General features: G+C 43.4%; 25 protein-coding genes and 1 riboswitch. Of the genes, 19 read left to right on the top strand and 6 right to left on the bottom strand.

Translation table 11 applies throughout. The features are described from left to right. Positions 1-88 precede the first annotated feature (88 nt). Positions 89-949 carry a phenylacetic acid degradation operon negative regulatory protein PaaX gene (paaX, locus tag AB1K83_RS14505; RefSeq protein WP_413059015.1) on the top strand — a complete coding sequence of 287 codons (861 nt, stop codon included), beginning with the start codon at positions 89-91 and terminating at the stop codon, positions 947-949. A gap of 114 nt (positions 950-1,063) precedes the next feature. Here the strand turns inward: paaX and AB1K83_RS14500 are convergent, their stop codons facing one another. Then, positions 1,064-1,594: a gamma carbonic anhydrase family protein gene (locus tag AB1K83_RS14500; RefSeq protein WP_413058929.1), complete on the bottom strand. Its 531-nt coding sequence runs from the start codon at positions 1,592-1,594 to the stop codon at positions 1,064-1,066. Positions 1,595-1,680: 86 nt separating this feature from the next. Here AB1K83_RS14500 and AB1K83_RS14495 point away from each other — a divergent pair, with 86 nt between their 5' ends. The 3 genes from AB1K83_RS14495 to AB1K83_RS14485 all read left to right on the top strand — a co-directional run bounded on the left by AB1K83_RS14495 (position 1,681) and on the right by AB1K83_RS14485 (position 5,678). After that, complete coding sequence (locus AB1K83_RS14495) at positions 1,681-2,637, top strand: NAD(P)H-dependent flavin oxidoreductase (protein ID WP_413058928.1); 957 nt, start codon at positions 1,681-1,683, stop codon at positions 2,635-2,637. 50 nt (positions 2,638-2,687) lie between these two features. Further along, positions 2,688-3,512, top strand: a complete 825-nt coding sequence (locus AB1K83_RS14490) for a methyl-accepting chemotaxis protein (RefSeq protein WP_413058927.1) — start codon at positions 2,688-2,690, stop codon at positions 3,510-3,512. Positions 3,513-4,085: 573 nt separating this feature from the next. After that, the gene (locus AB1K83_RS14485) at positions 4,086-5,678 is read left to right on the top strand and encodes a sensor domain-containing diguanylate cyclase (RefSeq protein WP_413058926.1); all 1,593 of its coding nucleotides are present in this window, start codon (positions 4,086-4,088) and stop codon (positions 5,676-5,678) included. Between the two features lie 62 nt (positions 5,679-5,740). Here AB1K83_RS14485 and AB1K83_RS14480 read toward each other — a convergent pair whose 3' ends face one another. Further along, positions 5,741-5,971 (bottom strand): excisionase family DNA-binding protein, encoded by a 231-nt coding sequence (locus tag AB1K83_RS14480; RefSeq protein WP_413058925.1) that lies wholly within the window; start codon positions 5,969-5,971, stop codon positions 5,741-5,743. Positions 5,972-5,998: 27 nt separating this feature from the next. Continuing rightward, the gene (locus AB1K83_RS14475; protein WP_413058924.1) at positions 5,999-6,484 is read right to left on the bottom strand and encodes a QueT transporter family protein; all 486 of its coding nucleotides are present in this window, start codon (positions 6,482-6,484) and stop codon (positions 5,999-6,001) included. A gap of 7 nt (positions 6,485-6,491) precedes the next feature. Then, a riboswitch (PreQ1 riboswitch) is annotated at positions 6,492-6,536 on the bottom strand. A gap of 213 nt (positions 6,537-6,749) precedes the next feature. On the opposite strand from AB1K83_RS14475, the gene AB1K83_RS14470 reads away from it, so the two are divergent. From AB1K83_RS14470 to AB1K83_RS14450, 5 genes are all read left to right on the top strand, one after another. Beyond that, positions 6,750-7,238 carry a DUF3995 domain-containing protein gene (locus tag AB1K83_RS14470; protein WP_413058923.1) on the top strand — a complete coding sequence of 163 codons (489 nt, stop codon included), beginning with the start codon at positions 6,750-6,752 and terminating at the stop codon, positions 7,236-7,238. Between the two features lie 160 nt (positions 7,239-7,398). Then, positions 7,399-7,956, top strand: coding sequence for an RDD family protein (locus AB1K83_RS14465; protein ID WP_413058922.1), 558 nt, complete (start codon positions 7,399-7,401; stop codon positions 7,954-7,956). Beyond that, positions 7,935-8,450 (top strand): methylated-DNA--[protein]-cysteine S-methyltransferase, encoded by a 516-nt coding sequence (locus AB1K83_RS14460; protein ID WP_413058921.1) that lies wholly within the window; start codon positions 7,935-7,937, stop codon positions 8,448-8,450. The genes AB1K83_RS14465 and AB1K83_RS14460 overlap by 22 nt, the downstream gene beginning before the upstream one ends. A 76-nt stretch (positions 8,451-8,526) precedes the next feature. Continuing rightward, complete coding sequence (locus tag AB1K83_RS14455) at positions 8,527-9,084, top strand: NADPH-dependent FMN reductase (RefSeq protein ID WP_413058920.1); 558 nt, start codon at positions 8,527-8,529, stop codon at positions 9,082-9,084. Between the two features lie 280 nt (positions 9,085-9,364). Continuing rightward, entirely contained in the window at positions 9,365-10,243 is an 879-nt protein-coding gene (locus tag AB1K83_RS14450; RefSeq protein WP_413058919.1) for a DMT family transporter, read from the top strand. A gap of 11 nt (positions 10,244-10,254) precedes the next feature. On the opposite strand, the gene AB1K83_RS14445 is transcribed toward AB1K83_RS14450, so the two are convergent. Together AB1K83_RS14445 and AB1K83_RS14440 are read right to left on the bottom strand one after the other, a co-directional pair. Next, the gene (locus tag AB1K83_RS14445; protein ID WP_413058918.1) at positions 10,255-10,815 is read right to left on the bottom strand and encodes a hypothetical protein; all 561 of its coding nucleotides are present in this window, start codon (positions 10,813-10,815) and stop codon (positions 10,255-10,257) included. Beyond that, complete coding sequence (locus AB1K83_RS14440; RefSeq protein WP_413058917.1) at positions 10,812-11,693, bottom strand: hypothetical protein; 882 nt, start codon at positions 11,691-11,693, stop codon at positions 10,812-10,814. Before AB1K83_RS14440 ends, AB1K83_RS14445 begins: the two co-directional genes overlap by 4 nt. 189 nt (positions 11,694-11,882) lie before the next feature. On the opposite strand from AB1K83_RS14440, the gene AB1K83_RS14435 reads away from it, so the two are divergent. The 3 genes from AB1K83_RS14435 to AB1K83_RS14425 are packed head-to-tail and all read left to right on the top strand — an operon-like array spanning position 11,883 to position 15,014. After that, positions 11,883-12,572: a response regulator transcription factor gene (locus AB1K83_RS14435; RefSeq protein ID WP_413058916.1), complete on the top strand. Its 690-nt coding sequence runs from the start codon at positions 11,883-11,885 to the stop codon at positions 12,570-12,572. Then, positions 12,550-12,726, top strand: a complete 177-nt coding sequence (locus AB1K83_RS14430) for a hypothetical protein (RefSeq protein WP_413058915.1) — start codon at positions 12,550-12,552, stop codon at positions 12,724-12,726. The genes AB1K83_RS14435 and AB1K83_RS14430 overlap by 23 nt, the downstream gene beginning before the upstream one ends. Beyond that, a complete protein-coding gene (locus tag AB1K83_RS14425; RefSeq protein ID WP_413058914.1) occupies positions 12,726-15,014 on the top strand; it encodes a sensor histidine kinase in 2,289 nt (762 codons plus the stop codon). Before AB1K83_RS14430 ends, AB1K83_RS14425 begins: the two co-directional genes overlap by 1 nt. Before the next feature lie 45 nt (positions 15,015-15,059). Here the strand turns inward: AB1K83_RS14425 and AB1K83_RS14420 are convergent, their stop codons facing one another. Further along, complete coding sequence (locus tag AB1K83_RS14420; RefSeq protein ID WP_413058913.1) at positions 15,060-15,710, bottom strand: CPBP family intramembrane glutamic endopeptidase; 651 nt, start codon at positions 15,708-15,710, stop codon at positions 15,060-15,062. Positions 15,711-15,890: 180 nt separating this feature from the next. Between AB1K83_RS14420 and AB1K83_RS14415 the strand changes: the two genes are divergently transcribed. The 7 genes from AB1K83_RS14415 to AB1K83_RS14385 all read left to right on the top strand — a co-directional run bounded on the left by AB1K83_RS14415 (position 15,891) and on the right by AB1K83_RS14385 (position 21,418). Beyond that, complete coding sequence (locus AB1K83_RS14415) at positions 15,891-16,205, top strand: hypothetical protein (protein ID WP_413058912.1); 315 nt, start codon at positions 15,891-15,893, stop codon at positions 16,203-16,205. Between the two features lie 218 nt (positions 16,206-16,423). After that, positions 16,424-17,095, top strand: a complete 672-nt coding sequence (locus tag AB1K83_RS14410) for a GntR family transcriptional regulator (protein ID WP_413058911.1) — start codon at positions 16,424-16,426, stop codon at positions 17,093-17,095. Between the two features lie 46 nt (positions 17,096-17,141). Next, entirely contained in the window at positions 17,142-17,825 is a 684-nt protein-coding gene (locus tag AB1K83_RS14405; RefSeq protein ID WP_413058910.1) for a DUF2848 family protein, read from the top strand. 6 nt (positions 17,826-17,831) lie between these two features. Further along, positions 17,832-18,626, top strand: coding sequence for a carbon-nitrogen family hydrolase (locus tag AB1K83_RS14400; RefSeq protein WP_413058909.1), 795 nt, complete (start codon positions 17,832-17,834; stop codon positions 18,624-18,626). Positions 18,627-18,639: 13 nt separating this feature from the next. Continuing rightward, on the top strand, positions 18,640-19,647 hold the full coding sequence (locus AB1K83_RS14395) for a DctP family TRAP transporter solute-binding subunit (protein WP_413058908.1): 1,008 nt from the start codon (positions 18,640-18,642) through the stop codon (positions 19,645-19,647). 38 nt (positions 19,648-19,685) lie between these two features. Continuing rightward, positions 19,686-20,153, top strand: coding sequence for a TRAP transporter small permease (locus tag AB1K83_RS14390; protein WP_413058907.1), 468 nt, complete (start codon positions 19,686-19,688; stop codon positions 20,151-20,153). Continuing rightward, the gene (locus AB1K83_RS14385) at positions 20,141-21,418 is read left to right on the top strand and encodes a TRAP transporter large permease (RefSeq protein ID WP_413058906.1); all 1,278 of its coding nucleotides are present in this window, start codon (positions 20,141-20,143) and stop codon (positions 21,416-21,418) included. Before AB1K83_RS14390 ends, AB1K83_RS14385 begins: the two co-directional genes overlap by 13 nt. Positions 21,419-21,521 lie beyond the last annotated feature (103 nt).

Raw genomic sequence — 21,521 nt, 5'->3', positions numbered from 1 at the left:
CCGATCTTCCGCATTGTTATAATGGAAGGGAAACACACGGAGAATAACAGAAGAAAGCGTGGTTAGTTCCATTTCAAATACACAATCAATGATATTCACCATATTCGGTGACTATATTCGTCATTATGGAAACAAAATATGGATTGGTAGTTTAATCAGGCTGATGAAGGAATTTGGTCATAATGAACAGTCCGTGCGGGTTGCTGTTTCGCGTATGATGAAATTGGGATGGTTCAATACCGAAAGGCAAGGGAAAAAGAGCTATTATTACCTGACCCCTCGTGGAGTAGCCCGTATGGATGAAGCGGCGTCTCGTATCTTTAAGTTGGATCCACATGCGTGGGACGGGAAATGGCGGATGCTCATGTACACTATTCCGGAAGAAAAGCGTCAAATCCGGGATGAACTCCGGAAGGAATTGTTGTGGAGCGGATTCGGAAGCTTTTCCAATGGTTGTTGGATTTCCCCAAACAATCTGGAAAAGGAAGTAAATCTTTTAATCGAGAAATATGAGATTAGCGAATATGTCGATTTCTTTGTTTCGGAGCATAAAGGCCCACAAACCGACCGATCTCTCGTGGAGCGAAGTTGGCCGCTAGAAGAGATTGAGGAAAAGTACGAGGAGTTCATCTCGACGTACAGCAAAAAATATATCATCTCGAATAGTAAAATGGAGAGCGGTCAAATGACGGATGCTCAATGTTTCGTCGAAAGAACGAATCTTGTTCACGAATATCGAAAATTTCTCTTTACAGATCCGGGCCTTCCGAAAGAACTTCTTCCCGATATGTGGAACGGGAACCACGCAGCGCTATTATTCGGTCAATATTATAAACTGCTTGCCCAACCCGCAAGCCGTTTCTTCGAAGATGTTTTTCGCAAAGATAATGACCTCAGCCATAAAGACGAATCTTACGATGCGGTCGATCATCCGATGATTGTCCGATAGGATGGCCTTAAAGGCAACGCCTGGCTGGATAACCTCTCACGCTTTCGGGGCTGTCGCATCTTTAAAGTGGGAGATGAAAAAACCGGGAGCTTTATACAGCTGCCGGTTTTTTCGTTAATCTTGTTTTGTTTCAGTTCCTAGTATTTCATTGAAGTCATAGCCTTTTTGGACATAGGTATCGATGGAAAGTTGGATTAGGTCCAGATCCTCCTGCGTCAGTTCACGGACGACTTTACCAGGCGAACCGACAACCAATGATCGAGGGGGGATGACTTTTCCGGAAGGGATGAGGGTATTAGCACCGATGATACATTCCTCTCCAATTTCCGCATTGTCGAGAATGGTAGATCCCATTCCGATAATAGAGCGCTTTCTTACCGTGCATCCATGAAGAATGACGTTGTGGCCGACTGTCACTTCATCTTCGATCAACACAGGTGCGCCTTCATATAAATGAATGGTAGAGTTATCTTGGATGCTGCATCGTTTCCCGATCGTAATTGAGCCCTCATCTCCGCGTAATACTGAATTGAACCAGATGGTGGACTCTTCCCCGATGGTCACGTCACCAATCAGGTAGGCACCTGGGGCGACGAATACAGTTGGATGTACATCCGCTTCTTTACCGTTATAAGGAATAATCATCACTATTACCTCCGTTTGCTAGAAAAGCATTTTATCATTCTATTCTAACACATTTCTAAGATCTTAAGAGAGGAGAGCTTTTTAATATGAATGAACTCTGTACATTGCTATCCATCCAATACCCAATTCTTCAAGGAGGGATGGGTAATATTAGCAACGCAAAACTGGCAATTGCTGTTTCGGAAGCAGGAGGACTTGGGACAATTGGTTGCGGTACGTCGGAAGTTGAAGAGGTTGAAGCGAAGATTGTTGAAATCAAAAACGGCACTTCCAAAAACTTTGCGGTCAATATTGCCATCGGCGTGACGCCCCATACGGATGAGCTGATCAATTTGGTCATCAAACGTAGAGTGCCGGTCGTATCATTATCGGCTGGCAATCCATCACCCTACATACCGCTTCTTCATGAAAACGGTATCAAGGTCATTGCCATTGTGGCATCCGTCAAACATGCAAAAAAAGCGGAACAAGCTGGAGCGGATGTGTTGGTGGCAGAAGGATTTGAAGCGGCGGGCATTAATTCAAACCTGGAGTTGACCACTTTGACATTGATTCCTCAAATTGCGGCGAACGTAAAGGTCCCGGTTGTCGCAGCAGGAGGAATCGGAGATGGAAAAGGGCTGGCCGCAGCATTTGTCTTAGGTGCTTCCGGCGTACAAATGGGTACCCGTCTCATCGCGACAGAGGAAATGCAGGTTCATGATGTCTACAAGCAACGGCTGATCGACGCGACGGACACGGAAACGATGATCATCGGCCGCAATGTCGGACGGGTTCGTCGAGTGCTGAAAAACGAGTACGCAGAAGAGTTGTTCAAGCGGGAACATGAAGGGCTAACATTGGAACAATTTAATGAACTGACTACAGAGAAACAACATATTCAAGGTGCAATTGACGGGGATATGAAGCAAGGGTTTATTAATGGCGGACAAGTCTCAGGGCTTATTACCGATATTCCAACCGTCAAAGAGCTATTGGACGGAATGGTACGGGATGCTAAAGATATGCTAAGCCGTTCATTGGACCAGATAAAGAGTTTATAAGGAAATGTGGCACAACTAAATTTATTCAACATACTAAAGGGGGGAGAAACGTGTCGCAGATTTTAGAAGAAATCAAAAACAATCTGCCCTATTTTCAACAAACCTATCCAGAGGACACATGTATGATTTTATGTAACAAAGACACGATCATCGGATATATGCCAGGAGAAAGAATTGACTTGAAATTAAAAGTCGGCGAAAAGATGGAGAAGTACAAGGGAGCCGCCACGTATAAGGTGTTGCAGAGCGGAAAAAAGCTTCGAGAGGAAGTGCCCGCCAATTTCTTAGGGATTCCGTATATTTCATCCTGTATCCCCTTGTTTGAAAATGGACAATTAATTGGTGCTTTGGCAGCGGTCACTTCCAATGAAAAGATTGAGGATCTACGAAAAAGCGCGGATGAATTAAGCAAGGTCATTGAGCAAATGACGGCTTTCTCCGAAGAAATCACGAAAGCGACAGATACTTCCGCCGCTAGGTTGCAAGAGTTGTCCCAGCAATCTGAAACGATGAAGGATAATATGAAAAACATCGAACGGATCATTGAGCACGTAAAAGGCATCGCCCAAAAGTCGAACATTCTCGGGTTAAATGCAGCCATCGAAGCCGCCCGATCGGGAGAAAGCGGGAAAGGGTTTGCCGTCGTGGCCGACGAAATCCGTAAAATGGCGGCCAATAGCAATACCGCCGCAGAGGATATTCAAAAGCAGCTACAGCTGACGGAACAAGATATACTGAAGATCAATAATTCCGTCCAAGACGTGGCCGCACAAACAGAGGAATATACGGCAAGTGTCCAGGAATTCCATTCGATGCTTGAACAAGTATCGGCAACAGCCCAGCTGTTAAGTAAACAAGGCAAAATGGAGGTATAACACCGGGCAGAAAAATAGGATTCTCCCCGCAAGCGAGCGTCGGTTCGACAATCTGTTCGACCTGTTCAACCCTTTGAGGGTTTGGCAACGAATTATCTATATGAAGATGAAAAGGGGCTATCCGCTGTCACGGATAGCCCCTTTTCATCATCGTCTTTTAAAAATTGAGGTCAGGTGAATATCTTATGTTAAACCAGATGTATACTAGTAAAGGTAAAATACGGTTATTGGCAGGAGTTTAGTTTTATAAATATCTTATGTTCTTATATATTGTAAAATTTAAGTAGAGAGTATTGACCTAATAAATAACTATGTTATAGTAAATAGGGTTCATAAAACTGTAAAAAGGTGATGAGTTAATTGATCGCATTGGCAACGTGACACAATTGTTGTAGGTAGCTCTGATGTAACGTTATCGTACTCATTTCAAGTCTGGAATGGGTTACTTGTCATGTGTAAAACTCGGGAACATGCAAAACTCCTTTACAACCAGAAAAACCATCTATTGGAATGAAAATGATTTCCCCTAGAAAGATTGAGTAGCCGTTCTCACTATATGGAGGAGACCTAAAAGTGAAAATCTCATTAAAGTATTTAATTCTGCTCGTTGCCTTATTCTCAGTTGCTTTGACCCTATTTAGCAGTATTTCTTCAGGATATAAAGTGAATCAGCAGATATTAATTGATAATACATTGGAAACGAACCGTGTATATGCTCAAAAACTTGCGACAACAACGGATAATCATATGAAATCTACACTTCAAATATTAGAATATAGTTCGAAAGACATTGCGAACTATTTAGAGCAAAGTGACGCCCGTACACTCTTAGCGGATGAAGCGAAACGGTTGTTTGAACAATTGGATATATTCAACTCGGTTATCATCACTTCAGCAATGGGTGAAATTATTGCCGCCTCTCCGGAAACCTTGGATGTGGTCGGAAAGCAAGTGACTTCGCCAGGCGGTAGACAAGCTTTGGCAGAGAAAAAACCTATGATTTCTATGCCGTTTAACTCCATGACGAACCGTCTGATCGTCTTTCTTTCATACCCGATTTTTGACGGTGAAGGTACTTACCAAGGGTATGTAGGAGGATCCATTTACTTATTAGAAAAAAATATTTTAAATGAATTACTAGGTGAACATTTTTATCAGGATGGATCTTATGTGTTTGTGGTAGACGAAAAGGGACGAATCCTTTACCATCCGAACAAGGATCGAATTGGAGATGTTGTTCCACAAAACGCTGTTGTCAGTGACATTATGAATGGAAAAAGTGGAGCGAAGGCGGTTTCGAATACGGAAAACATAGAAATGCTCGCAGGATATGCCTATATGCCGACAACGAAGTGGGGGGTGATTTCCCAGCGGCCGACGGAAGCGGCATTGGCGCCATCAAACGATTTGCGAAATCAAATGATTTTTAAAACGCTGCCGATGCTATTGATATCCATTGGTCTCATTTTTTTAATGGCACGCTTCATTTCCGCACCGTTGCAAAGACTGGCGGAATACGCGAAGTCGAGCACTCAGGAGAACGAGCTTCAAGAAATTCAAAATGTAAGAGCATGGTATTACGAAGCGATTCAATTGGAAAATGCACTGGTAAAGAGCCTTGTCTTTTTCAAAGACAAAGTAAACTTTTATATCCATCAATCAACTGTTGATCCGTTGACAGGGTTAGTCAATAGACGAGCAATGGATGAAAAAACAAAGAAATGGGTTGCCGAAGACCTATCTTTTTCCATCATCTTATTCGACATTGACCGTTTTAAAAGAGTAAATGATACATACGGGCATGCTGTCGGAGACGAAGTTTTAAAATATTTGGCGAAAGAAATACGTGCTGTAGCGCGTGAACAGGATGTGTGTTGCCGGTTTGGAGGAGAAGAATTCGTATTACTCTTGCCCAACACTTTAAAATTTGAGGCTTTCGAAGTGGCAGAACAATTACGGAAGAAATTAGAGACGACTATTAGTCCTTGTGGTGAAGTAGTGACTATTTCTTCGGGGATCGCAAGCTATCCAGAGCATGCCGAGCATATTATGAGTTTAATTGAAATCGCGGATGGCTGTCTGTATGAAGCAAAGAATGCAGGGAGGAACAGAAGCATTATGGCGGATTGTAACAATAGTGTTGCAGAAGCCCTAATTTCCGTGTAAGACAATAAATTAGTCGAGAATAAAAGGAAAGGGGCTATCCGCCGTCACGGATAGCCCTTTCTTTAATCTTCGTCCTTTATATCGAGGTCAGGCGGAAGTGGTTCATTCCAATAGTCTTCGATCATTTGCTTCGCTGTTTCCAGCTGCTCGAAATACTGGCAGAACTGGGATTGACTGACGAGAAATTGTTCACCGTCATGGACTGCACGAATCCGACCGTCCAAAATATACTTTTCGACTTGCTCGGCGGGCATACCCAAGTATTCGGCGGTTTCTGAAATGGTCTTATACATAGGAATTGACTCCTTCACAGGGCGAATTTAGATCAACTTTTCAAATTGCAATCGTTTATTGAGCGCCAGCATAATCGGGATTCCCACTGCCATGACGACAAATTCTCCGACTGCAACAAATAGCCAAGTGAGAAGGAATGGGAAACCGAGCACGAGATGTAATTCGAATGCGATGATGAACATCGTGAAAGTGAACACGAGTGTATTGATAATCATCCGTTTCCCATGGCTGGCGATATAGCGGCCGGCCAAAATGGTAATGGTCAGCGAGAGGATAGAATGGCCGACACCGAACACTAAGTCGATTGGCCCCAAATCGGAAAATAACATATTGGCGACAAAGACTCCGAGGACAATACCGAAAATGTATTTTTTATTGAAGACGACGAGATGGTTAAACATCTCGGAAACGCGAAATTGGATATTGGTGAATCCAAATGGCGCCACCAAAAACGTGACAGCGACATACAACGCAGCGATGATCCCGCTCGTTGCTAAGGTCTTGACTTTCATTATATAGTTCCTCCTAGTTTTTTATCGTGGGATGGTTTCGAACCACGTCTCGAAACCCCATATGATATAGGGTTTGCAAGTTCATTATAACTCATGTGTAATCATTGTGTATTTATAAAAAAACTTTCACGTCACTCTTTAAATTTTTCAGCTCGAATTGTTAGATCCAGTTGTTCTCGAAGGATAAAAATAGCAATTTACGAGGAGTTCAGTTAATTTAGAATAAAGTTAGTTAAAAAGTTTAACAGATAGTTGAGGTGTTGAATTGCTTGAGAAACGAAAAGTCTATATTTATATTGGAATTGCCTGGACACTTATTTTCGCAGGGATGAGCTTCTACTGGGCAACAGGTGGAATGGTTGGGGTTAGATCATTAGGGGGGCAAATATATAAAATGGCACTAGAAAAAGATCCTTCGCTTGTTCCAATTGTCTGGTTAACAGGCTTTGTGAAATTAGGGGGCTGTCTATTGCTATTCTCCTTATTATACCCTTGGAAAAATGATAGATTAGAAAAGATCTTTACTATTGTCATTCGCATAGCAGGTGCTTTCCTGTTCTTATATGGCTTCTTAAATTTCATTACAATTTCACTTGCAGCTTTGAACATATTGGACTTTGATTTAAGTAGCTATGCAACGATGTGGCGTCTGATTTTTTGGGAACCCTTTTGGATGCTGGGTGGGATTCTATATTGGATGTCAGTAAAAAATACAAACGGTAACCAAGAGAGCAAATACGAACGAACTGGATAATGCATTAGCCTCTGGATTGTAAACACATGGGAATGGTTAAATACACTTATCTCTGAAGCTTTGATTTTCGGGAAGAATGTAGGTGCACATTCGCGCTGTGGTCAATTTTGAAAGTTGCTTATTGGAACAGAATGAAACTCAACAGAGATGGGGTCATCCAATGAACGCCACATTATTACTACGTTTCAAAGCTTTCATGATTGATTACATACTCATTTTTGTTTATTTAGTTGCACTATTTCTCGTGAGTGTATTCCTCTTTCCATCCCTTCAGCAACTCTTTACAGGATCACTGGTTGCTGCTCAATTCGCAGGATTTGTAATGGTGACATTGCCGGTTTCTCTCTACTTTATCATTAGTGATTCAGTGATAGGTGGACAGTCGTTCGGGAAGAAGAAAATGAGAATCCGTGTGGTCGATAAAAAAGGGAATGCCCCCTCCGTACCTCGCATGATATTTCGCACCGCCCTGAAGTTTTTACCTTGGGAATTGTCACATTACCTTGTGTACAGACTGATTTACGTAGGTGCTGGAGAGGTTCCGATCCATTATTACCTCGTCGGTGTATTCATATATGTACTTATGTTTGCTTATATTTTGACTACCATTTTCACGAAAAAGAAACAATCTTTATATGATTTGATTTCAAAAACACAAGTCATTACAGTTACTACTATCTTTTGGAGGGAAAGTGGATGGAAAATGTGGAAAGAATAGTTTGGACACTGTTACAGCACGACCGATGGAAGCTTCACATCGCCGCTACGGAAAAAGGGCTTTGTTATGTGGGTTCCCCCGATGCACCGCTTGAAGAGTTGGCGGCATGGGTGAATAAACGTTTGCCCCACTATGACCTAGTGGAGGCAGCGAATGAACTGGAGCCATACGTGACCGAATTGAAGGAGTATTTGGATGGACAGCGAACAGTGTTTGCTTTGCCTATCGATTTGCATGGAACGGCTTTTCAGCAATCCGTTTGGCATGCTTTGCAACAAATTCCGTTTGGAGAAACTGTCACCTACACGCAGGTGGCGGAGCGACTCCAGAAACCGAGCGCAGTCCGGGCCGTGGCATCGGCGATCGGGGCGAATCCCGTCATGATTCCAGTACCATGCCATCGGGTGATTGCGAAAAGCGGAAAGCTCGCCGGCTTCAGAGGTGGACTGGACATGAAGGAACATTTGCTTTTATTGGAACAGCGCCAAGTGTAAGCGTATTTTGTTTGAAACCGGGCAAGATAAGGATAAAGGACGATATTTCCTATGACGAATAAAAGGAGTATGCAGTATGACTATCAAAATAAAAGCCATTATCGGTAGTACAAGTTCCACGTCATACAACTTGAAAGTAGTCGAGTTTATGAGGAAGAGGTATGCAGAGCAATTGGAGATTACACCTGTCTTCATCAACGATCTTGACATGTTTTCCATCGATATTGAAAATGAGCCGCCTCCTGCTGTCCAAACATTCAAAGCGAACGTAAAGGATTCAGATGCGGTTTTATTCGCAGTGCCGGAATACAATTATTCTATTCCTGGAGCATTGAAAAATGCGATTGACTGGTGTTCTCGAGGGGACTTGGTGCTGCAAGGGAAACCGGCCTTTCTCATCGGAGCTTCAACAGGCGTTTTAGGCACAGTCCGTGCACAGCTCCACTTGAGACAAATCTTGACAAACCCTATGCTTGCCCCGTTGATTTTACCGGGCAATGAAGTGTTCATCGGCTCAGTGAAGGATAAGATGAATGAAGCAGGGGAAATGACGGATCAAGCAACCGTAGATTTTCTGGACAAGGTTGTCCAGAACTTTATCGCGTTTTACCATAAGACTGTGGCGGATGCTTAATTCCCTGAATGAAAAACAGATCAACCGGACGGAAACGTTCGTGGATGATCTGTTTTTTCGTGTAGTCTGGATTTGCTTGCACTTGGTCGCCATTTGCTTGCTAGATAGGATAAGTTGCTTGCGCCAAACCTTGGTTTGCTTGCACTCACCGCCTGCTTGCTTGCAAACTAAGACTTTCTGCTTGTGAGTGCATTCCGCGGAGCATCCTAAGGGAATTCACCTACTCAGACAGGCTATATATGTGATATGTTCTAAGTATAGGAGAGAGGGGGAAAGGACATTGTCACAACGGATTTCGTACGTTGCGGTGTTGCTCGGGGCAATTCTTTGGGGAACGACAGGAACGGCACAGACCTTCATGCCTCAAACCGTTCATCCTTTGGCGGTCGGAGCGTCCCGACTCGCAGTTGGCGGCTTCACTTTATTGATCATCCTATTGCTTATGCGTAAAATTCGATTCCGCCAGTGGCCTTGGAAAGCGACCATCCTAGCGGCGTTGGCGATGGCCATTTTCCAGCTATGCTTCTTCACATCCATTCGGTTGACAGGCGTGGCCATCGGAACGGTCGTGGCGATCGGCAGTGCGCCGATGTTTTCGGGCATCATCGAATGGTTGTTATTGAAGCGCCATCCGAACAGAGTGTGGGTCATGGCGACCGGGCTCGCCATCGTGGGCTGCATTTTATTGTTTTCTAATAATGAAGGGATGGTCGTCAACCCGATCGGCGTCTCCCTTTCTTTGTGCGCGGGACTCCTGTTTGCGCTTTATACGTATTTCAATAAAGACGTCCTAGAAAAAGAGGAAGCCGTTGCCTCGGTTGCGGTCATTTTTTCCGTCAGTGCGGCCATGTTGCTGCCTTTTCTATTTATTTTCGAAACAGAGGGGCTTTTGACGGGTCGCGGGGTGGCGACGGTAGTTTACTTGGGCATTGCAACGACGACAATCGCCTATATTCTTTTTTCAAAAGGGTTACAACACATCCCGTCCTCTTCCGCTGTCACTCTTTCGCTAGCAGAACCGCTCACCGCAGCGGTTTTAAGTGTGTTAGTCGTCGGTGAACGGCTCGATATCACATCTTGGATTGGTATTTCCATGTTGCTTGGAGGTATTCTCGTGCTGACCTTGAAAGGGCGCGCTGATTCGGAAACTCCGACTTGATCAGCGCGTATTTACGTCTCTGCTAAAAATACAGGGCGAAGAGGGGCCGTACGTCGGACGGCGCCGACGAGAAGAAGGAATGCGATATCCATGACGATTAAAAGTAGGCCCAGAAAGATTGTTGCCGTCACCCAATAATCTCCGTTGACATTCATCGAAAAGGAGCCAAGGGCCAGTACAGCGAGATGAGTGCCTATATGGAATTTGAAAACGGTGTTCGTCCTGTTTAATAAAGATGTGTTATCAAAGGTTTTTACGATGCTTATAAGAGCGGTGAACAAATAATAGGCGACAATCGTTTTCAGGACGAGCAATCCATACGCATAAAGTTCCCAAAGTCCAACTTGCGATTCCGATAGATTGACGAAAACTCCCGGCAATGAAATGAAAATGCCGATCGTTGCCCAAATCCCCGCTTTCTTGGCAACAGGATACGACTCGGACAGCTTGAAACAAGCCGACGCGATTAAAATATAGCCGATTGGATCGGCTAGCCAATCGATGCCGATCTGCACGCGGAAAAAGATGAAGAGATAGCCCCAGAACAGGGTTCGCATCGCTTTTTTGATCATGATGCAGGCGCCTCCTTTTTGCTCTTCTCCTGGATGATTTGATCGACTTGCTCCTGTGTGAGGTAGGGTTGTGGCGCAAAACTGCTGTACATGCCGGTATGGAATTCTTCCCCAGAGTCGGTGGTTCCTGAAATGGAAAGTAGCGGTTCCATATAACCATTCAACCTTTTTGCATACACGTAGAGGTTGTCACCCGCCTCCATTGAAAGTGGCAGTTCCAAGTGCTGAACATTCACTCCCGGCAGTTGCTCCCATTCAAAAGCCGAACTCTGGGATGGGACGTTTCGGTCCACCTTGATCATGGTCTCCCCCTCCACAAAGGGAATGATCTCAAACTTCTCGATGACAAGTGGCTCCGCCGCTTGAAACTGATCATCTCGCCATTCCGAATTAATGCCTGATGACATATGCAACAGGGGTTCCGTTTCTTCTCCGGGTTCTTGCAGAATGATTGCCCCGATCGGTGCCTCCATTTGCCCTCCCGTTGAAAAATAGACAGTCATCTTTGTAAAGGTACACGTTCCGTCCTTTATCAATTGATCCAATACATAATCGGGAAGTTCCACTTCCATCTTGCGCAGCGCATGGTGTGTGAACGTTTGCATGTTCAGGTCGGAACGGTCCTGCTCATCAGAAAAATGGGTTCCGTTTACATGCGCGCCCACCCCTCCGATATTGACGGCGGATGCGGAACTTCTGTCATCTTTATTGGTCAGATAATAAAAGACAAGGGCTGGCATCCCCTCGGTCGCCTCCACTTTTGTATATTGTTCCAGGAATATCGGTTCATTCAGCTTCTGAGCATGGGCATAAAAGGAATTGGCGATCCAGCTTAAACCGATGAGACCGAGTGCCACCCAAAAAATTAAAGGCCGCATCTTGCACTCTCCTTTCATTTCCCCGAACTTTCTCAATTCCTCTCATTATAGCATCCTATGGTTTATTCTTAAAATATGTCTGAAGATGGGTGAATGTCCTTCTTAAGAATTTCTTCATAATTCCAATGGGGGAAAGTTAAGATTCGTCGATTACAATTGGTATCATAAGAGAAAAGCGAGGTGCGGAGGATGACAACATTTACAGTGCTCGTGGCGGATGACGATCAGGATATCCGCGACGGCATAGAAATTTACTTGAAGAACGAAGGCTATCACGTATTGAAAGCGGCGGATGGAAAAGAGGCATTGGACCTGCTGTCGTCCTATGAAGTCCATCTGCTGATCCTCGATATTATGATGCCGAATATGGACGGGATTACAGCGACATTCAAAATTAGGGAGGCGCGGAACATCCCGATCATCATGCTGAGTGCGAAGGCGGAGGACTCCGATAAAATCCATGGCCTGTCGGTAGGAGCGGATGATTATGTGACGAAGCCATTCCATCCGATGGAATTGATGGCACGGGTCAAGTCGCAATTACGGCGCTATGTCCAGTTGGGTACATACGATGGGCGGCGGAAGATAGAAATTGATGGGCTTGTTCTGGATGAAGAGTCGAAGGAAGTCACCGTGGATGGGAAACCGGTGAAACTGACGCCGATCGAATATAAAATTACAGAATTGCTTATGAAACATGCAGGGCGAGTCTTCTCTATAAATGAGATATACGAACGCGTCTGGAATGAAGAGGCGTACAATGCGGAAAATATCGTGGCGGTTCATATACGTAAAATCCGTGAAAAGATTGAAGCAGATCCGAAAAATCCGAGATACGTGAAGGTGGTGTGGGGCATTGGTTACAAAATCGAAAAATGATCGCGCCATGTTCTGGTCGCTCGTTGCGATTTTTATTGCGCTGCTCAGTATCGGCTATTGCTCTTCCCATATAATAGACCTGGTTAGTGATGGCGTTGAGCGTACAACCCGGATCATTGCCTATTTTACACGTTTAGTCAAAGGGAGTATGTAATGATGAAGAAAAATAATGGTATTGCCCTGTTGCTGTGGTCGGCGTCCGTTGCTGTTGTCTTGCTAGCGCTCTTAACCTACTTCCAAGTAGGCTCACAATATCTCGGAAAAAGTTATCTTGACCAGGATGATTTCCAAATAAGAATGGACGATTTTTACAAACGTCTTGGGGCGATTGTCTTGAATCCGATTAATATCGAAGCGGAGAAGAAGCGAATTTCCGTTTCTAAAGCGGAAATTGAGGAGCATCGCCACCGATACGGCACATTGAGCGAGCAGATCGAGAATATTGAAATGCAGTATGAAGGTCGAATTGTCGATGCAGAAGCAGGCAAAAGCGAAAAACTGAAAGAGACTTTGGAGAAGGAACGGGATGCAAAGATTGAGGACATCCGTCAAAATTTTGAGGATGATGTCCATGTGGAAGCGAAAGTTCGCGCCGAGAAGGAAGCAGAGCTGGAATCCTATTTAAGGGATTATCTCAATAACCTGGAAAGTCGACCGCCGTTTCCGGTCGCTTATGAATTGAAGGACGTTGAAACGGGGGAAGTATTCTCCGCGGGGGATATGAATGCCCCGGCCGCCTATCAAAGAGACTTCATGGAGGAGAATGGATATTTCAAAGCAGAGGGTTTCCAGCTGGATGAAAAGGGCACCGTTTCTTATGATAATAATAGGTATGGAGAGCAAACCGAAGTAGTTCGGGAGTATGCAGTCAGTCCATTCCGGAATGAGGTTTCTACATCATCGGCAACTAGGGCGATGGACACGCAGCCGCAGACAAAAACCCCTGTCCGCTTGTTCGAAGGGACGGTGATCGTTCCGAAAAGCGCATTGACGAAAGGCGATCTGGGAAGGGATGTACAGCATTTTAACCGGACGAAGATTGGGATGTATATATTATGGACCCTTGGTGTGCTGGCCTTGATTGCGGTAGGTACTTTTCTCCGATTCAAAAAGGAATGGGTCACGAAGAGTCGGCTAATTGATCGGTACAATGCGTTGAAGATTGACTTCCGAGTGGGGCTTCTTCTGTTCACCATCCTTTTCCTCCCCATTTTGTTGGAGATTTTTCAAAGTCGTTATTCCTGGTTCTTTTATCGTCTAGGCATAGGAAATATCATCAACTTAGGTATCATCATCGCTTTTTGTATTCTAATTTTAGCAACTGCCGCTTTTCAGCTCGTCGCCATATGGGAACAGTTGAAAGTGGAAGGGGCCCTCGAACGGGAGCTGACAAACAGTTACACCGCCAAGTTCCTGAGGGCATTCCAAGAAATGTTTGTAAACTGGAAAATCGGTACACAAATGTTCCTGTTGCTGATCGGCTTTTTCCTTGCGGGGATCGGCTTCGTCTGTGTGATGATTGCACCGTACTTGTTAGTTGTATACATTCCGCTAGTGTTGTTTGCGGGTCTTCCTTTTATTTATATATACGTCCGGAGAGCCGCTTATCTGAACAGAATCATGATCGCTACAGAAGCGATGGCGGAGGGGAGGCTCCAGAAGGAAATCGAGGTGGAGGGCAAATCCCCGCTGGCGAAACATGCCGCCAATTTGAACAACGTTCGGGAAGGCGTCCGGATTTCCATGAGCGAACAGGCGAAAAGCGAACGGCTAAAGACAGAGCTCATTACGAATGTGAGCCATGATTTGAGAACGCCGCTTACTTCTATTATTACGTATACAGATCTTTTGAAAAATGAAGAGCTGTCTTCCGAGGAACGAATGAAATATGTTGACATTCTGGATAAGAAGTCACAGAGATTAAAAACGTTGATTGAGGATTTATTCGACGTGTCGAAGATGGCGAGCGGAAATTTGGAGCTTGCGAAACAGCGTGTGGATTTGACACAGTTGCTGCAGCAGGCACTCGCGGAACATGCCGCTGAAATTGAAGATTCCGGATTGGACTTCCGGACGACATTGCCGGAATTTCCTCTGATTGCCTCTGTTGATGGGCAACGATGGTGGCGGGTATTGGATAATCTGATTGTCAATGCGATAAAATATACGTTGCCGGGCACCCGTGTGTATATTTCGCTCCGGAAAGTGGGAAGCGATGCCGAGTTTATCGTGAAAAATGTGACGAAATACGAGCTCGGTGAAAATGTGGATGAATTATTCGAGCGTTTCAAACGGGCGGACACCTCCCGTCATACGGAAGGTTCGGGCCTTGGTCTTGCCATTGCACAATCGATTGTCGATCTGCATGGGGGGACAATGAAAATTGAGGTTGACGGGGATTTATTCAAAGTGACGGTAACGGTTCCTGCGCTGCCGTTGTAAGTTAATAGGCTACGCGTTTGCCGCTTGGATGGGCAAACGCGTTTTTCATTTAAAATAGAATAGGTACGTACCGATGAGCAAAATGCCGGCATCGGCCCACATATGGACAATCCAGGAGGGAAGGATGGTCCCGCTCTTTTCATTCAGCAATTGAAAAATGATTCCCCCTGCCCAAAGTCCACCGACGGCTAGCGCCAGAAGTGGTGGGGTGAACCACGGGAGAAAAATGGCAATATGATAAACGGCAAAAAAGAAGGAGGGCAATAACAGACGGTAACGTGATTGCCGTAGTAGATCCGTTAAAATCCCCCGGAAGAAAAATTCTTCAATAAAGGAGTTCCCTAACAAGATATAAAATGCTATAATGGGAAATATCAAACTATTCACACCATGGTCTTCTAAATCGAGTCGCAAGGATTCGAGGTCGATGAAGGGTTGTAGTAGGTTAAATGTCCCAACGATGATGGCAAGCATCCCGATTCCCGCCCCGCTGGAAATCAGGATGCTTTTTCGGTCAATTTTACTGAACTGCAAAAAGGGAAGGCGCGTCGGTCGGAATAGGAAGAATGGTATGAGTAGGAAAAGAACAATTTTGGCGGCCGTTTTCCAACCATAGGAAATCTGGAGCCCTTGTTCAATCCACAATAGGATGGCTATATTGGCAAAAGGCAATCCAAAAGCGGCTATTTTTTTCATTCAATGCACCTCCCAAGTTATGTAAAAGGACGATTAGGGGCTATTTTTGTTTCAAATGACCTTTTTTTCGAAAAAGAGGTTTAGGAATGAAGAAAAACGGGAAAAGTAAACAATAGGAAAAGTATGTGAAAGGCGAAATCGATGAAATTTGGTTCGCCGTTCGAAAAGGAGGAATGTTGGATGATTACGAACAAAGATAAGTATCCGAACAAAGAGGACTATGAGCCAAGAGGCATTGTGCGTTCCGGAGAACTTCCGCTTTCGGATCCTTCTGACTCGAACGTTTCGGACGTATTCCGTAAAAATGAGTTGACGAAAACTGGTGCCAACAAGCCTTCCGCATTCAATGAAAATAAAAAAGAATCGGTCAAGGAAATGGGTCAGCCCAACCTGTCTGTGGAATTCGGGATGGAACAGCCGTCATACACATTCAATAAAGATGTCCACAAAAAATGGAATGATTTGAATCCGAAAGAAAACCCAGTCAGAGACTAAATACAAATCCGTGAAAAGCGGCAATAAAAAATTCATATTGCTAAGGTACACTTACCTCTAAAAAAGCGCTATTTCGTTTATTTTCAGACGAAATGGCGTTTTTTTCTGGAGTTTTATATTATAGCGATGCCTCCGAATTGAATAAATAGATTGACAGTTCAATACTCTCTGTGTAATGTATTATGTATAGTGTATACATTACACAGAGGAGAGACATTATGAAAAACAATTTAAATATTTCCCCTATTGAAAGGGTAAAAACAACGAAAGAGGTTGTCTATGAACAAATAAAAACTGCGATTTTCAATGGAGACGTCAAGAAGGATGAGTTGCTAACCGAGACAATGTTGGCCCAATCCCTCAACACTTCCAGAACGCCCGTCCGTGAAGCAGTCGGAGATTTGCTCAAAGAGGGTCTATTAGTGTCTGTACCGAGAAAAGGGTTAAAAGTACGTGAAATCACACCGAGCGAAAAAGAGCAAATTATTTATCTAAGACGTACTATTGAAAAAGAAGGCATAAGAAGATTGCTCCCAAACATAACAGCTGCTCAAATCAGTTATTTAAAGGACATCGTTGAAAAACAGAAAGAGTCGATGGAAGAGAATGATCGAATAAAGTTCATAGAAATGGATCAGAAATTTCATCGGAAAATTATTTATTTTTCGGAGCAGCACCTTTTGGCCGATATTTTGTTGAATATCTATGACCTATCTAGGTTAATTGGTCACCAGGCGTTAGGCAAAAGTGGAAGAATGGAAGAAGTAGTAGAGGAGCACCTTCAAATTATTAATGCACTAGAAAACAAGGACATGGCATTGGCGCAGCAATATATGACGGATCATTTATTAAAAACTAGCGATTCTATTGTTGTTGTTGAAGGGAAATAATGTGTCGTTTGGATGAAAGCGTTGCCAAACGCAATAGGAGGAAATTATGAAAAGCATACTATTACCACTCAATGTTGAAGGATCAGAAACTCAAGTGAAAATTGACCATGTGTACTGCATTGGATACGCGGGACGCAGTCTAGAGAAGACGATGGAACATATTATCGAACTTGAAAAAATAGGAATTCCACGGCCTGAAGAGGTTCCGACGCTCTATCCAGTGCGTAGGAATAGTTTAAATCAATCTGGAGAAATTCAAGTGTTAGGAAACGAATCCAGCGGTGAAGCTGAAATTGTTTTAGTTTTTGGGGATTCGGAGGATGAAGTATACATAACTGTCGGCAGTGATCATACTGACCGTTCATTAGAAACAGTTGATATTAATAAGTCCAAACAAATTTGCGATAAACCACTTGCGCAAAAAGCTTGGAATTTAAAGGACGTTGTCAATCACTGGGACGATTTGATTCTTACTTCGCAAGTGATGGTCAACGACGAATGGGTTGATTACCAGAGAGCCAAAATTAATGAAATCATCCCCCTGAATGAAATAAAGGATTTCCTAAGCAAAAAAGGGGCTGCTATGAAAAATAGTGTGGTTTTCTCAGGAACGGTGCCACTTTTGGATGGGTTTAAATATGGAACCGGCTTCAAAATGTCATTTATTGATGAAACAAGAAATAGTGAAATCCATGCTGAATATGCCATTAGTCGATTAGAGATGGAGTGATAATAGATGAAAGTATCAGTTTATCAAATGGAGATCATTCCGGGGAATCCGGAAGGGAATATGCAGAAAGTAAAAGAATGGACCCAGAAAGAAGTGGAGAACACTAAACCGGATGTAATTGTTCTACCGGAAATGTGGACAACTTCTTATACGCTAGAAGAAATTCACCAACAAGCAGATCAGGACGGCAAAACGGTTATTCCATTCCTTCAAGATTTAGCGAAAGCTCACAATATCAACATCGTCGGAGGGTCATTCGCTACTAAGGTGGATGGGGACGTTTATAATACGGCAGTCGTCATTGATCGTGCTGGCGAAGTCGTTTATCAATATGACAAGGTGCATTTGGTGCCTATGTTAAATGAGCCGGAATATTTAGCGGGTGGGAAGAAGGTTCCCGAAGTGTTTGAAATCGATGGTATTAAAATGGGTCTCATTATTTGTTATGACTTAAGGTTTTCAGAAATTATCCGTCCTTTGGCGTTGGAAGGTGCAGAAGTATTGTTCGTTGTTGCAGAATGGCCGATTTCACGCCTTCACCATTGGAAAAACATACAGGTTACACGGGCAATTGAAAACCAGATGTTCGTTGTATCCTGCAATAATGTCGGGACACACGGCAATGATACTTTTGGCGGAAATTCGATGGTTATCAACCCTTGGGGCGAGACATTAATTGAAGGCTCGACAAATGAGGAATCCCTATCCGTCGCGATTGACGTGGAAGAAGTAAAGAGTGTAAGAAAACAAGTACCGGTATTTACAAGTCGAGTACCTCATTTATACAAACAAGGACTTTAAGGGGGCATATTAGATGAAGAAACTTATTATGACATTTTCATTACTGCTAGTATTATCCATCGTTACAGCATGTTCCGGTGGATCATCCTCAACCGATGGGGAGGCAAAGGGCAAGGATTCTATCACTTTGAAATTGGCTCACACGGGCTCAGATAGTCACCAGTACCAAATTGGTGCAAAAGAGTTTGCTGATCTAGTGGAACAGAAGTCGGAAGGAACAATGAAAGTCGAAGTTCATGGAAACTCTACACTCGGTAATGAAGCGGAAGCTATCGAACAAGTTATGGATGGAACGATTGAAATGACAGTCGTTGCTGCAGATAGCTCGCTAGCTAATACAGTACCAGAGATGAACTTATTTGGTCTTCCGTATGTATTTGAAGATAGAGAACATGTTTACAGCAAATTAGATGGTGAGTCCGGTGCAAAACTTTTAGGATTACTCGATGATAAAAACATGAAGGGCCTTGGGTTTTGGGAAGTTGGATTCAGACACTTGACGAATAACAAAAAAGAAGTGAATGTGCCGTCCGACTTAAAAGGGATGAAAATCCGCGTGCAGCCTGCTCCAGTCTGGGAGGCGCATATGAAAGCATTGGGAGCAAATGCGACCCCTGTTTCATTTTCCGAGTTATATTCTGCTTTGGACCAAGGTTTAGTAGACGGACAGGAAAATCCGCTCGCATCCATTTATTCGATGAAATTTTACGAAGTTCAAAACTATATCTCTTTAACAGGCCATAACTACACACCAGCAGTTGTCATTATGAGCAATAAAGCTTGGAATGGGCTAAATGAGGAACAACAGAAAGTGGTAGAAGAAGCGGTAGCCGAGGCAGCAACATATCAAAGAGATTTCTTAACGAAACAAGATGAGGAAATCATCTCCGAATTGCAAGAAAAAGGCGTTGTCTTTACAGAGCCGGATCGTGCTGCATTTAAAGAAGCAACAATAGATGTGAAAAAAGCATTGGAAAATCAAGTTCCATCAGATTTAATCGAAGAAATGTCGGCAAAATAAGACGATAAGAACTAGTAACGGGAAAGGCAGGTGAGCTTATGCTTCTTAAAAAAGTGGATTATTTTATTGAGAAGTTGCTAGAGTTCATCATTACGTTTTGTCTGTCAATCACAGTTAGTCTGACACTTTTACAAGTTTTCTTTAGGTTCGTACTGAAACAACCGTTAAGTTGGTCCCAAGAGGTTGTCATGATCAGCTTCGTATATAGCATCCTGTTCGGTGCGGCATTGGCGTTCAAGAACTCTGAACATTTAACGGTCGACGTATTTGAAAATGCGAAAGCTCACATGCAGAAAGCGTTAAATATTCTATCGTATACTGTCGTCCTCACCATGATCGTCGTGTTCATTTATTATGGATTTGTGCTTGTCTCGGATAACTTAAAATCAGGCCAAATTTTAGGCTTTCTGCCGATTAAGAAAGGGTATGTCTACATGGCGCTGCCAATTAGCAGTTTGTTCATGTTGTATTACCATGTTAAGAAGGTGTTCAAATGGCTTGGTTAATAGTCCTATTATTTGTACTGATATTATGTAGGGTCCCTATCGCATATGCTCTAAGTTTTGTATCGTTTTTTGGGATTATGTTGACTGATCCAAATCTTTTGATCAATATTCCTCGAAGGATGTTTAATGGAATTGATAGTTTTACCCTTGTGGCTGTACCTCTATTCATATTGGCAGGGGAATTAATGACACAAGGCGGGATTTCTAAAAGACTTATTAGATTCTCGCAAACACTGGTCGGTCACCTTCCAGGCGGTCTTGCATTGGTAGTTGTCTTGGCAAGTATGTTCTTCTCGGCACTCACTGGAACCGCCATTGCAGCGGCAGCAGCAATCGGTGGAATGATGATTCCAGCTATGAATAAAGAAGGATACGATATCCGATTTTCTACAAGTCTTGTTGCTACATCATCAACAATAGGGCCAATTATCCCACCCAGTATTGTCCTTATCCTATATGGGGTCATAGCAAGTGTTTCCATAGGAGACTTATTCATTGCAGGTGTATTCCCAGGGGTACTAATGGGTATCGGATTAATGATTTATAGTTATTATGTCGGAAAGAAGAATAACTATCGATCGAGAGCCGAAAGGGCCTCTTTTAAAGAAGTCCTTGTTGGAGCAAAAGATGCTGTTTTAGCTTTGATTATGCCTTTGATCATTATTGGTGGAATCATTTCGGGTGTGTTCACTGCTACGGAATCCGGAGTTATCGCAGTGTTATATGCACTGATTATCGGTAAATTCGTCTATAAAGAACTAGAATTCAAAGATTTATGGAGTATTTTACTAAGCACGGCGAAAACAACTGCGACCATTATTTTCTTAATTGGAAATGCCGCATTGTTCGTATGGTTCCTATCATTTAATAGCATCCCGAACCAGATGATTGACTTGCTAGGTGGAATTTCAGAAAATCCAATTCTACTGTTGCTGATCATTAACGTCATCTTATTAATTGCAGGAACATTTATTGATACAATTAGTGCTGTTTCTATTTTTACACCACTATTTTTACCATTAGTTTTGGCAGCAGGTATTGACCCAATTCATTTTGGAATCATTCTTGCTGTGAACTTGACGATTGGAATGGTTACACCTCCACTAGGAGTCTGTTTGTTTGTTACTGCCTCCATAGGTAAAATAACCGTCCCTAAAATGTTCAAATATCTTGTTCCACAGATCATTATACTTATCATTATCTTGCTGATTATTACATATTTGCCAGAAGTAATCTTATTTCCGGTTAATTTGCTAGCTGGATAATGAAACCGTGATGCCAGGTACAGCTACAATTCGCAAAGATCGCGAATAGAGTCTGTAGCCTGGCATTTTGGGTAATGGACCGATGATTTCGCCCAACTTGAAT

Source organism: Sporosarcina sp. 179-K 3D1 HS (assembly GCF_047228905.1).
Classification (GTDB): Bacteria; Bacillota; Bacilli; order Bacillales_A; family Planococcaceae; genus Sporosarcina.
Note: the sequence above shows the minus strand (reverse complement) of the source record. Positions and strands in the feature narration are given on the sequence as shown.

Bases quoted from the DNA above. Each gene is read 5' to 3' on its own strand.
- AB1K83_RS14405 (WP_413058910.1), top strand. From the start codon at position 17,142: ATGAAAAGCATACTATTACCACTCAATGTTGAAGGATCAGAAACTCAA.
- AB1K83_RS14455 (WP_413058920.1), top strand. From the start codon at position 8,527: ATGACTATCAAAATAAAAGCCATTATCGGTAGTACAAGTTCCACGTCA.
- AB1K83_RS14460 (WP_413058921.1), top strand. From the start codon at position 7,935: ATGGAAAATGTGGAAAGAATAGTTTGGACACTGTTACAGCACGACCGA.
- AB1K83_RS14500 (WP_413058929.1), bottom strand. From the start codon at position 1,594: ATGATTATTCCTTATAACGGTAAAGAAGCGGATGTACATCCAACTGTA.
- AB1K83_RS14435 (WP_413058916.1), top strand. From the start codon at position 11,883: ATGACAACATTTACAGTGCTCGTGGCGGATGACGATCAGGATATCCGC.
- AB1K83_RS14480 (WP_413058925.1), bottom strand. From the start codon at position 5,971: ATGTATAAGACCATTTCAGAAACCGCCGAATACTTGGGTATGCCCGCC.
- AB1K83_RS14400 (WP_413058909.1), top strand. From the start codon at position 17,832: ATGAAAGTATCAGTTTATCAAATGGAGATCATTCCGGGGAATCCGGAA.
- AB1K83_RS14440 (WP_413058917.1), bottom strand. From the start codon at position 11,693: ATGCGGCCTTTAATTTTTTGGGTGGCACTCGGTCTCATCGGTTTAAGC.
- AB1K83_RS14410 (WP_413058911.1), top strand. From the start codon at position 16,424: ATGAAAAACAATTTAAATATTTCCCCTATTGAAAGGGTAAAAACAACG.
- AB1K83_RS14425 (WP_413058914.1), top strand. From the start codon at position 12,726: ATGATGAAGAAAAATAATGGTATTGCCCTGTTGCTGTGGTCGGCGTCC.
- AB1K83_RS14420 (WP_413058913.1), bottom strand. From the start codon at position 15,710: ATGAAAAAAATAGCCGCTTTTGGATTGCCTTTTGCCAATATAGCCATC.
- AB1K83_RS14495 (WP_413058928.1), top strand. From the start codon at position 1,681: ATGAATGAACTCTGTACATTGCTATCCATCCAATACCCAATTCTTCAA.
- AB1K83_RS14475 (WP_413058924.1), bottom strand. From the start codon at position 6,484: ATGAAAGTCAAGACCTTAGCAACGAGCGGGATCATCGCTGCGTTGTAT.
- AB1K83_RS14390 (WP_413058907.1), top strand. From the start codon at position 19,686: ATGCTTCTTAAAAAAGTGGATTATTTTATTGAGAAGTTGCTAGAGTTC.
- paaX (WP_413059015.1), top strand. From the start codon at position 89: ATGATATTCACCATATTCGGTGACTATATTCGTCATTATGGAAACAAA.
- AB1K83_RS14385 (WP_413058906.1), top strand. From the start codon at position 20,141: ATGGCTTGGTTAATAGTCCTATTATTTGTACTGATATTATGTAGGGTC.
- AB1K83_RS14465 (WP_413058922.1), top strand. From the start codon at position 7,399: ATGAACGCCACATTATTACTACGTTTCAAAGCTTTCATGATTGATTAC.
- AB1K83_RS14415 (WP_413058912.1), top strand. From the start codon at position 15,891: ATGATTACGAACAAAGATAAGTATCCGAACAAAGAGGACTATGAGCCA.
- AB1K83_RS14395 (WP_413058908.1), top strand. From the start codon at position 18,640: ATGAAGAAACTTATTATGACATTTTCATTACTGCTAGTATTATCCATC.
- AB1K83_RS14445 (WP_413058918.1), bottom strand. From the start codon at position 10,815: ATGATCAAAAAAGCGATGCGAACCCTGTTCTGGGGCTATCTCTTCATC.